A 3,071-nucleotide genomic window follows, 5' to 3' on the forward strand; every position below is an offset into this window, starting at 1 on the left:
GGGTTATATGCTCCGAGCGGCCCGTCCCCCGCCGCTCCCCGAGCAAAGCCCGTCGTTCTCTCCCCGAGACGGCGGGCTTTCCTTTCCTGCAGGTATCGGACTTCAATCGGACCGAATTGGTTGCCGGAGAACCCACCGGTTACAGACAGCTAGCCCGCAAGCAGCGGGCGACTTCGTCAAGCACATGCTAGTGGAACATTCCGCCATTCATCTGCTTCGGTGCGCGACGCGGTTACCTGCCGAGGGTCACCGGGCCGTGTGCAACCGACTGCGATTCATGCTCTCCGCCTCGTCGAAATGGCCCGTAGCAGGTCCGCTTCGTCCGTGACCCCGTCATCGAAAGCCTGGAAAACTTCCCTGGCCAGGTATTCCCGCTGTTCCCTGTCTTTCTTGGCGAGACGGCGCTCGTTGCACAGCCGATCAAATACCCGCTGGAGCATGTCCAGCTCAGCGGGCCAGTAGATACCGCGGTAGCGCGACAATGACATTGCTGCCACCCCAAACGCCGGCTGGGGAATTATAACAGGACAGGCATCATTTCGAACCAACTATCTCATCGTGTCTGGGACGTTGGATGCAGTGTGCAGTTGCGATAGCCCGAGCAGCGGACGTGCTGGCGGCCTCGGTGTCATCTGCCTCCGTTGCGACCGAATACGCTGGCACGAGCGCTTTGCGCGCGTTATATATCTGACCAGCTGACTAGGTATGAGATTATGGGCAAGCGGACAGAACTCACGAAAGCGAAGCGGGCAGCGCCCCGCGCGGCGACAGGACGATGGAAACTCGAGGACGCGAAGGCGCGCTTCAGCGAGGTGGTGCGGCACGCCCGCGAGGAGGGGCCGCAGCGGGTGAGCGTGCGCGGCCATGATGCGGTCGTGGTGATGAGCGTCGAAGAGTTCGAGCGCTTGGCGCCTGAGAAACCTCGTCCGCCGTTCGTGCAGTTCATGGAGAGCCTGCATCTCGGCGGGCTCGATCTCGAGCGCGAGCTGGATCACGGGCGGGATGTGGAGCTGTGAGGGGCTGGCTGCTCGACACCAATGTCGTGGCCGCCCTCATCAATCCGGAGGGCGCGCCGTCTGTGAAGCGCTGGGCCGAGGGACAGGACGAGGAGACCTTCCACATCAGCGTGCTGACGCTTGCCGAATACGACAAGGGCATCCACAACCTTGCCGCCGATCACGCCGAGCGGCGGCGCTATATAGCGGCCCGCGATGCGCTGGCGGAGCGCTTCGGCAGGCGCGTCCTGTCGCTCGGGGACACGATCGTCCGGCGCTGGGGCCGGATTTCCGGCGAGGTCAAGCGCGTAAGCGGACATGCGCCGCCGGTCATCGATACAATGCTCGCTGCAAGCGCGCTCGAACACGACATTTATCTGGTCACGCGCAACGTGAAGGACGCGCGGTCTTCCGGCGCAATCGTCTTCGATCCGTGGAATGACGACGCGCAAATGTTCCCACTCAGCCCGCTAAGTGGCAGGGAGAGATAGCGGCGGAACAAAAGACGGTCCCATCAGGAACCGGCCCCAGCTTGCGGGATGGTGGGCGAGGCTGAGGCCTCGCCCTGGCGGGCTCAGCCGAGCGCCGCCAGCTGGAGCTCGGCGGCCTTGCGGTCGACGCTCTGGCCGGGGTTTTCGATGGCACGCTCGAAGGGCTTCCAGCGCTCGCCGACGACCTGCTCGTAGGCGGCAACCGCGCCCTCTGCCGCCATGCGCAGCGCGTGGCACTGGACGCCCATGTCGGCTGCGAACTCGCGCTTGCGCTGGGCGGCGCTGTCGAAACCGACCGGACCGTCGAGATCCTCGTCGCGGGTGTCGTTGGCGGCCTTGGCGGTTGCGTCTCGGGCCTCGGTCACCGCGCGGCTGTAGAACTGGCCGGCGCCGTGCGCCGAGCCGACGAAGGCGCCGACGATCCGCTGCAGGTGGATCTGCATCGCCCTCTCGCCCAGGCCGTCATTGAGGGCTTCGGCTGTGTCGATGATGAGCCTTTCGTGAAGATCGCGGATGCCGTCGCTGTCGAGAATGGGCAGGCCGAAGCTTTCGGCAATCAGGCTGGCCTGGCTTGCGTCCGGACAACAGAGCCGGACCATTTCGAGGGTAGTGCCCTTGCGCAACGGCACGACGCGGGCGGACTGACGGGAAGTGCGAGCGGTCTTGGTCATGGGATTTCCTTTGCTTCGGTTCCGCCGAAGGTTGTCGCCGGCTCCTTGGCCGGCCCTCCCTTCGGGCGCGGTCCAGACAAAACCGGCGGAAAGACGGGCGCTTCAGGGTCCGGGAGGGCCAGATCGAGCATGGTGGGTTTGCGTCCAAGCAGGGCTCTCCAGCCCTTGCGCGGGACGCGGGCCCGCCATGTCGAGAGCGGCTCTCCCGGCCGCCCCGCGGCGCGGAACGCGGCCTTGAAGCGCACGGCCGCCGGTTTAGGACCGCACACCGAACGAAGGGAGCGCCGGCCAAGGAGCCTGACCCTCGACATGAGAACAGAAGCACAGCTTGCCGTGACACCACCGCCTCCGCTGCAGTCTGATGGGGAATTGTGCCGGTCGCGTCACCACAAGATGAGCCGGCTTGTGCCCCGACAATTCGGCCGAGGCCGCTGCCGAACAAGGCACCTACCTCCCCTCGCGGCAGACAGGCTGATTCTCACGCCGCGCGACCATCGAGACAACCGCCATGCCGCTCGAGGAAACGGGCGATCGCAAGATCCTGTCGCGCGAGCTTTCGGGACAGCGCATCGATCTCCGGCTGGCGCTCCGCCGTGCGGGCGGCAAGATGCGACCGGTAGCGCTCGAGAAAGGCGCTCCCATCCCGATCCTTCCCTCGACGATAGCTCGACTCGCGCGACCGCAGTTTCGGCATCAGTGCCGTCATGCGTCGATTGATCTGCCGGTCGATGAGGTCGAGCTGCCGCTGGACCTGTCGGCGGGCTTCCTGCATGCGCGAGAACTCGGCGCGGCGGTGGGACGGCAATCTCATGATCTTCGCCTGCCCTGCCAGCCGGCAAAGCTCGACGGGCCGCCATAGACGACGTGGCGATCAGGATCGATGACGAAGCCGAACCGGCCGATCACATACTCGT

Annotated in this window: 4 protein-coding genes; 2 read left to right on the forward strand and 2 right to left on the reverse strand. The window is 65.4% G+C overall.

Annotated features, from left to right (window positions below):
- Nucleotides 1-713: 713 nt before the first annotated feature.
- Both EOA38_RS32030 and EOA38_RS32035 read left to right on the forward strand, forming a co-directional pair.
- Nucleotides 714-1,016 carry a type II toxin-antitoxin system Phd/YefM family antitoxin gene (locus EOA38_RS32030; protein ID WP_065006339.1) on the forward strand — a complete coding sequence of 101 codons (303 nt, stop codon included), beginning with the start codon at nt 714-716 and terminating at the stop codon, nt 1,014-1,016.
- A complete protein-coding gene (locus EOA38_RS32035; protein WP_127301107.1) occupies nt 1,013-1,486 on the forward strand; it encodes a type II toxin-antitoxin system VapC family toxin in 474 nt (157 codons plus the stop codon). The genes EOA38_RS32030 and EOA38_RS32035 overlap by 4 nt, the downstream gene beginning before the upstream one ends.
- Nucleotides 1,487-1,569: 83 nt before the next feature.
- On the opposite strand, the gene EOA38_RS32040 is transcribed toward EOA38_RS32035, so the two are convergent.
- Nucleotides 1,570-2,157: a hypothetical protein gene (locus EOA38_RS32040; protein WP_127301108.1), complete on the reverse strand. Its 588-nt coding sequence runs from the start codon at nt 2,155-2,157 to the stop codon at nt 1,570-1,572.
- A gap of 478 nt (nt 2,158-2,635) precedes the next feature.
- Nucleotides 2,636-2,968 (reverse strand): hypothetical protein, encoded by a 333-nt coding sequence (locus EOA38_RS39855; RefSeq protein WP_127301109.1) that lies wholly within the window; start codon nt 2,966-2,968, stop codon nt 2,636-2,638.
- Between the last annotated feature and the right edge of the window lie 103 nt (nt 2,969-3,071).

This window comes from Mesorhizobium sp. M1E.F.Ca.ET.041.01.1.1, assembly GCF_003997355.1.
Lineage (GTDB): Bacteria > Pseudomonadota > Alphaproteobacteria > Rhizobiales > Rhizobiaceae > Mesorhizobium.